The following is an 8,242-nucleotide window of genomic DNA, read 5'->3' as shown; positions in this document are numbered from 1 at the left end:
GTAAGAGTACTAAAAGATAAATTTGCAATAGATATAATTGGACACATATTGATCTTAAAACTTATAGAGCAAAGAGTGTTATTAGATATAAATGAAGACTTAAATACAATAGATATGTTAAATGTAAAGTTGAACTCAAGAAAAGCTGAAAGTGGGATCATTTCGACAATGTTAAATAGCAAGAATGAAAAAAAACTATATAAGTTAGAAACAATAATTAAAGAAAAGAATGAATGGTTGTCAAACTGGAAAAATGATATATATAGTGAAGGAAATAAAATATATAAGGAAAAATCTTATAAGGATATTAGAAGTATGTATAAAAGTAAATGTAATGATGAAAAAATGATTATAATATTACAGGAAATTATTCTAGCACCTATATATTATGAGTTAAATAATTTCACATGCACAACAACTTTAAAAGAAAATGATCTATACAATGTAGCAGCAAAAATAGGAGTATATTTAAATGTAAAAAAAGAATATAGCTTTAGAATAATTAAAAATACAGAAAAATTAATAAAGGAAGCAACCGGATACTGGAGTAGATTATTAAAATGTACTATAGTTGGTGCTGGAGTTGTCGCAATAACAGCTGGACTTGCAGCACCACTTGTCGCTACAAGTATTGGCGGAATGATGGGTCTAAGCGGTGCTGCAGCATATACAGCTGGATTAAGTGCATTAGGCGGTGGAGCAATTGCTGTTGGTGGATTAGGAATGGCAGGAGGAACAGTTGTCTTAATAGCTGGTGGTTCATTAGTTGGTGGAGTAGGTGGATATATAAGTGCACAAGTAGCTAGCAAAATGAATAATGAGAATATATTAATGTCAATAATAAAGATGATTAACTATATGGAATTATTGAATGATAATAATTTGGATAAAAGAGAAATTATAGAAGAAATTAAATCGGATTTTTTGGATTTTAAACATTCATATGAAACATTAATTATGAAAAAAGAATTGGAATATGATAGGGATAAGAATATTACAATTAATTTTGGTTATGAGAAAATGGTTAATATATAATGCTAATACTTTTAGATTCATAAATACAATTAAATATTGAAGTAAGTATAATGAAAAAAAGTGATATAGCTGCACTCGTTATTTTGGGTTTAGCATGATTATCAGGCTATAGTAAAGCAGTATCTGAGAAATCAAAAGAAAAAAAGATTATAAATAGAAAAAACATATAAAAAAACTGATGTAAATTATAGAACTGCAAAAGAACTCATAATTGTAATGCATAAATTCATGATAGAGTATTGTTCTTAAATAAATTCATTATATGTTTTTAATTTATATAATTCAGCAAAAATTACCTTTAAATAGTATAAGATAATGTGGGGTATAAACTAGTAAAATAGTGTTTTAAGTTAAAAAAATAGTAAGATTATCAATTATGAATAATTAGTATATTATTGGATTGAATAAGTATTACCTATTAACTATATAACAGATTAGTATTATAATAAGACAAAGAAGTTATGTATAATAGAATTCATGAGAAGCAATAAAAAAACAAAAGAAAGAAGATGGAACTATGAATAATAACATTAATTCATACTGGGGTGTTTTACTAAAGCCAACATTAATAAAACAAGGTAGTGATACATTAGCAATAGTACTACCAGGTATAGCATACACTCTTGATAGGGTAACATTAGAATATACAAGTGAATTAGCATTAAAATTTGGATTTGATCTATTAAAAGTAGAATATGGATTCCAAGTTGCAAGAAAAGACTTTAATGTAGAAAAAGAATTTGATATAGTTGCAAAAGAAACACTAGAAATAGTTAATGGTGCATTAAAAGATGGATACAAAAATGTAGTTATAATAGGTAAAAGTGTAGGAACTTGCGTTCAAAACGTATTAAATAAAAATATTGAAGGACATAAAATAACAAACGTGTATATCAGTCCAATAAATAAAACAGTTAATATGGGAATTGAAAGAAATTCTCTAGTAATAACAGGTAGTAGTGATCCATTACTATCAAAAGAAAATGTAGAGAAGGTTGAAGCTGTTGATGGAACAGAGTTAATCAACTTTAAAGGTGCAAATCATGCTCTAAACATTGAAAAAGAACCAATAAAGAGTCTTGATATTCAATTAAAAATTATAGAATACGTAGAAACATTCCTAAAAAACAATTTAAAGTAAAAAAAATTTACTTATAAATATAAAGATAGGTTGCCTAAAAATATGGGTAGCCTATTTTTATAGCCACTTATTAATATAACAGAAGAAAAAAACATGGAAAATTTAAAAAAGGACGTGGGATTTTGATATATAGCAAAGAAATAATAGATGATTATATAAATAAAATAGATTGGAGAGTTAATGAAAATTCAAACTCACCATATAGCTTTGGTAGTTTAAATAAGCACATAATAGCTGAAGTTTCAAAGGATTATTGGTTACACCAAGTTTATAAAGATAAAAAGATAATAAATGCTTACAAAGATGGGGATATGCATATTCACGATCTTGGCGGTTTAACATTATACTGCTGTGGATATTCATTAAGAAACATAATAATTATGGGTGTAACAGGAATTCCAAACATTCCAACAAGCAGTCCAGCTAAGCACTTTGATGCGATTTTAAATCAAATAGCTAATTTAGTTACAATATATCAAAATGAAATAATGGGAGCAGTTGCATTTAATTCTTTCGATACATTATTAGCACCATATATAAAAAATGATAATTTAAGTTATGAAGAAGTAAAGCAAAACTTACAAAACTTTATATTCAGTATTAATAGTAATAGTAGATCAGGTGCGGAGCCTGCATTTACTAACATAACTTTTGATTTATATCCACCAAATGATTTAAAAGAAGATGATGCTTTAATTGGTGATGATATAGCTAACTTTAAATATAAAGATTGCCAAAAAGAAATGAATATGTTAAATAAAGCTTTTAATGAACTTATGAATGAAGGAGACTATAATGGTAGACCATTCTCATATCCAATTCCAACTTACAATGTAAATAGTAATTTTGATTGGGATAATCCAAATAATGAATTATTATTTGAAATGACAGGTAAGTTTGGATATCCTTACTTTGCAAACTTTGTTAATTCAGATATGGACCAAAGTGATGTAAGATCAATGTGCTGTAGATTGAACTTAGATCTTAGAGAACTAAGAAAAAGAAATGGTGGACTATTTGGTAGTGGAGACAGTACAGGAAGTATTGGAGTTGTAACTATCAATTTACCTAGAGTTGCATATAAGAATAAAAATAATAAAGAAGGATTTTTAAAAGATCTTCATGATATTTTAGTTATTGCAAAAGATAGTTTAGAAAAGAAGAGAAAATGGCTTAATGAAAATATAATTAACAATGGTATGTTGCCAGCATTTTCAACATATGTTGGAACTCTTAGCAATCACTTTAGTACAATTGGAGTTGTTGGGCTAAATGAAATGTGTGAAAATTTTAATGGTAAAAATATTTTAACAGAAGAAGGAATAGAATTCTCAATTGAAGTATGTAATTTTATCAGAGATGAACTTCTTAAGTTTCAAGAAGAAACTGGTAGTTTATATAACTTTGAAGCAACACCTGCTGAGTCAACTTGCTATAGATTAGCAAAAAATGATGTGGAACAATTTGAAGATATTATTACTAGAGGAACTAGAGATTATCCATATTATACAAATTCATGTCATATACCACCAAAGGAAGTTGAAAGTTTAAATCAATTATTTGATCATCAAAATAAACTTCAAGTATTATTTACAGGTGGAACAGTTGTACACATATATTGTGATGCAGCAATAAGTGGAGAGAAGGCAAAGCATATTGTGAAGACTGTATGTGAAAAGTATAGAACTCCTTATGTAAGTATATCTCCATTAAATAGATACTGTAATAAGCACGGATATGTTAAAGAAAAAGTTAGCGAGTGTCCTATATGCGGAGAAAAACTTGATTTATATCAAAGAATTACTGGATACTTAAGAAAGGTTGAGTTCTTCAATGAAGGTAAAAAATCAGAGTTTAGAGATAGAAAGCAATTAAAACTATGATTATTAGAACTAAAGGAATAGTGCATGAAAGAGTTGAGGATGCCCCCTTTATTGGAGCTTTAATTTCTGCTGTAGATTGCAGATTTAATTGCAAAGGTTGTTTTAATCAACATATTAAAGAATTACCTACTATTAAAATGGACTCTGATGACATTATAGAAGAAGTAACAGCTAATCCTTTTAATGAAGGAATTATATTAGCAGGTCTTGAATGGTCATTACAACCAGATGAACTAAGAGCAATTATTCATGCAGCTTTAAATAAGAATCTTAAAATAATTATTTATTCAGGACTTACTGAAGAAGAATTTAAAGAAAAGTTTTCTGATATATATAATCTAAATAAGAATTTATATTATAAATTTGGAAAATATGATGAAAGCTTAAAAGTATCTGATAATGTTCAATATGATGTTAAGCTTGCAACGTCTAATCAAAAGATATTAAAAATATAGTTAAGGCTTATACGGTGTTATTATACATCGTATAAGCCTTTTTTGATTTTAATTAAATGAATATTGTTATTGGTTAAAAATAATGGTAAAATATACCTTGATAATGTTTACAAAGATGGAGGGGTATTTTATGCGAAAATTTCAAAAGGTACTTGCATCTCTACTGGGTATTGTATTTATAATTACTTTAATACAAATTCCAGTTCAGGCAAATGCGGCAAAAAAAAATTCTAGTGAAAGGTATATTAAAATACGATATGAGCGGAATGATAAAGATTATGAAGGATGGAATCTTTGGACGTGGGAAAGAGATAAAAATGGAAAAGATTCCAATGCTAAAGAAACTAATTTTATTGGAGAAGATGAAGAGGGAAAATTTGCAGTAATTAAATTAGACAGTGACTCTGGGAAATTAGGATTTATATTGCGTAAAAGTGTAAGTGGCAATGAATGGAGTCAAAACTACTTTGGAGAAGATAAATTTATAGATCTAAGTAAAGGTGATAAAGAAATTGTTATTAAACATAAGGAAGAAAACAGAGACTATAAAACTCAAAACTTAAATAGAGATTTTGATAAAGTCACATTAAATTTAAATTATTACAGATTTGATGGGAAATATAATGACTGGGATATTTGGTCATGGTTAGATGGTGTAAAAGGTGGAGAGGGATATAAGTTGACTACAGATACTAATTATGGAAAACTTGCGAAAATAACTTATGAAGAAGTTAAAAATGCAGATCCAAGAGGAATAGGAATTATAGTTAGAAAACCTGATTGGTCAGATAAAGATGGACACAATGATAGATTTATAAATTTGGCTTATGCTAATAATAAAGGGGAAATAAATGCATACTTAGTACAATCTAATGAAAATATTGTTTATAGGGAGGAAGATGCAATAAAGGATTCAAAAATAACATCTGCCAAAATAGATTCCATAAACGAGATTAATTTTATAACAAATGTTAAATTACCTTCTAAAGATATGAATGGAAAGGTTACTTTAAAAGAGAATGGACGACCTTTAAATATTTCGGTAACGATTCCAGATAATATGAATGGTGGAAAGATAACTACTAAAAGTAAATTAGATTTAAATAAAGAATATATTTTAGAAATAGAAGGATATAAGCCTATTAAAGTTACACTTGGGAAAGTATTTGCATCAAAAGAATTTGAAAAGTTATACCATTATAATGGTGAACTTGGAGCTTTGTATAAGAAAGAAAAAACAGAGTTTGTATTATGGGCACCTATGGCATCAGAAGTTAAACTAGCTTTATATAATAGTGGTGATTACTTAAAGGATAAAGATGCAAAAGAAGTAATTAATATGACTAAAGGCGAAAAAGGAATTTGGACGGCGACTATAAAGGGTGACTTAAATGGAGAGTATTATGATTATTTAGTTACAAACAATGGGAAAGAAAATAATGTAACAGACCCATATGCAAAAGCTGTAGGTGTAAATGGAAGACGGGGAATGATTGTAAACCTAAATAGTACAAATCCAGAAGGATGGGAAAATGATAGTAAACCTGAACTTAAAGATCCAACTGATGCAGTAATATATGAAATACACATAAGAGATTTTACAATTGATAATTCATCTAATACAAAGCTTGAGATAAGAGGAAAGTATGATGGGTTTTGGCAAAAGGGAACTACTTTACCTGGAAATGGAGATATAAAGACTGGGATAGATCATTTAAAAGAACTTGGGGTAACTCATGTTCATCTTCTTCCAACTTTTGATCATAGGTCAATTGATGAGACTAATTTAAATAAGCCACAGTATAACTGGGGATATGATCCTCAAAATTACAATGCACCAGAAGGTTCTTATTCAAAAGATCCATATAGTGCAGAAGTTAGAATTAATGAATTTAAGAAAATGATTATGGAACTTCATAAGGCAGGAATAAGAGTTGTAATGGATGTTGTATACAATCACACAGGAGCAACTACTGATTCACAGTATAATTTAGCAGTACCTGAATATTATTATAGACAAAATGCTAATGGAGGCTTTTCAAATGGTTCTGGTTGTGGAAATGAAATAGCATCTGAAAGGTCTATGGTTAGAAAAATGATTGTTGACTCTGTAGTATATTGGGCAAAGGAATATCATATAGATGGATTTAGGTTTGATTTAATGGGTCTTCATGATATAGATACTATGAAATTAGCTCGAAAAGAATTAGATAAAATTGATAAGACAATTTTAATGTATGGAGAAGGATGGACTGGTGGAGATTCACCACTTCCTGAAAAGGATAGAGCAGTTAAAAATAATACTGTTAAGTATGGTGAATCTCAAATAGCGGCCTTTAGTGATGATATGAGAGATGGTGTTAAAGGACATGTATTTGATGCTGATAAGCCAGGCTTCGTAAATGGATATAAAGGACTTGAAGAACTTATTAAGTTTGGTGTTGTTGGTTCAACAAAAAATGATAATATTAAATATGGAAGCCTTCCAAGTCCCTATGAAGGATATGGTACTACTCCATGGGCAAATGAACCTTATCAAACAATAAATTATGTTTCAGCTCATGATAATTTAACTCTTTATGATAAACTTCAGACAACTAATAAAAATGCTTCAGAGGAAGAATTAAAATCAATGAATAAAATGGCAGCAGCCATAGTTTTAACTTCTCAAGGAATACCATTTTTCCAAGGGGGAGAAGAATTGTTAAGAACTAAAGTAAAAGAAGATGGTAGCTTTGATCATAATAGTTATAACTCACCTGACAGTATAAATAAAATCGATTGGACTAGAAAAGAAAAATATAATGATGTATTTAATTATTATAAAGGGTTAATTAGTCTTAGAAAGTCTCACAAGGCATTTAGAATGAATAGCACTAAAGATATACAAGAAAATTTATCATTTATGGAAAAGGGAAAGAATTTTGATAAAGATAATATAGTTGCATATACTTTAGATGGGGCTAAGGTTTCTGATAGCTGGAACAAGATGGCTGTAATATTTAATGCTAATAAAGAAGAAGCTAATATAACATTGCCAAGTGAAGGATGGGAAGTCGTTGTAAATGAAAAAAAAGCTGGAACTAAAAGTTTAGCTTCAATTAATGGAAATAAGGTAAAAGTTCCTGGTAATTCTTCTTATGTATTAGTAGACAAAAATAGTTATGGTAAAGAAGATACTAATGAGAAGCCAGAAAAACCAAGTGGTGGTACAGAAGAGGATAGTAGTAATGTAGAAAAGCCTAGTAATAGCAATGATATAAAGGATGATAATACAAGTATGCCAAATACTGGTATGAATTATACTCTTATAGCATTTATTGGGGTTGTATTAGTTATTATAGGTACAGTTATTTATAAGAAAAGGAAGTAATTAAAGGAGGCAATTAATTTTGCCTCCTTTAATTTATTTTAACATGAAAAAGCAATTAAAAGTAAAATAGAAAATTAACCTTTAGTTTTATAAATTCATTAATTATTTTCAATTATATTCCACTTTAGGAGTGATATTACTATTACCAATATTTTCACTTATTTTAAATATTGGGTAATTAAATATAGGGATTATCATAAATAGGGTTGCATTTATGATAGGAATATAACTTATTTCAATATATAGTTATTTATTTGTTATTGTTTTCATTTTGACATTAAGTTCAAAAGAGTTATAACGGAAATATAGGAGGAATAATTACTAGTGGTTAAATATTAAACTTGTTAATTAGTAG

General features: G+C 28.3%; 5 protein-coding genes. All 5 read left to right on the top strand.

All coding sequences use genetic code 11. The features are described 5' to 3' along the window. The coding region (locus RSF37_RS01570; protein ID WP_332562620.1) for a DUF726 domain-containing protein at positions 1-1,035 on the top strand (1,035 nt) is incomplete at its 5' end. Positions 1,036-1,552: 517 nt separating this feature from the next. Then, positions 1,553-2,176 (top strand): alpha/beta hydrolase, encoded by a 624-nt coding sequence (locus RSF37_RS01565; RefSeq protein WP_332562619.1) that lies wholly within the window; start codon positions 1,553-1,555, stop codon positions 2,174-2,176. Between the two features lie 122 nt (positions 2,177-2,298). Next, positions 2,299-4,059 carry a ribonucleoside triphosphate reductase gene (locus RSF37_RS01560; protein WP_442878697.1) on the top strand — a complete coding sequence of 587 codons (1,761 nt, stop codon included), beginning with the start codon at positions 2,299-2,301 and terminating at the stop codon, positions 4,057-4,059. Next, positions 4,056-4,514 carry a 4Fe-4S cluster-binding domain-containing protein gene (locus tag RSF37_RS01555; protein ID WP_332562618.1) on the top strand — a complete coding sequence of 153 codons (459 nt, stop codon included), beginning with the start codon at positions 4,056-4,058 and terminating at the stop codon, positions 4,512-4,514. Before RSF37_RS01560 ends, RSF37_RS01555 begins: the two co-directional genes overlap by 4 nt. A gap of 130 nt (positions 4,515-4,644) precedes the next feature. Then, complete coding sequence (gene pulA / locus RSF37_RS01550) at positions 4,645-7,887, top strand: type I pullulanase (RefSeq protein ID WP_332562617.1); 3,243 nt, start codon at positions 4,645-4,647, stop codon at positions 7,885-7,887. Positions 7,888-8,242: the final 355 nt, after the last annotated feature.

Origin of the sequence: Clostridium sp., assembly GCF_036643715.1 — a bacterium.
GTDB lineage: Bacteria > Bacillota > Clostridia > Clostridiales > Clostridiaceae > Clostridium.
Note: the sequence above shows the minus strand (reverse complement) of the source record. Positions and strands in the feature narration are given on the sequence as shown.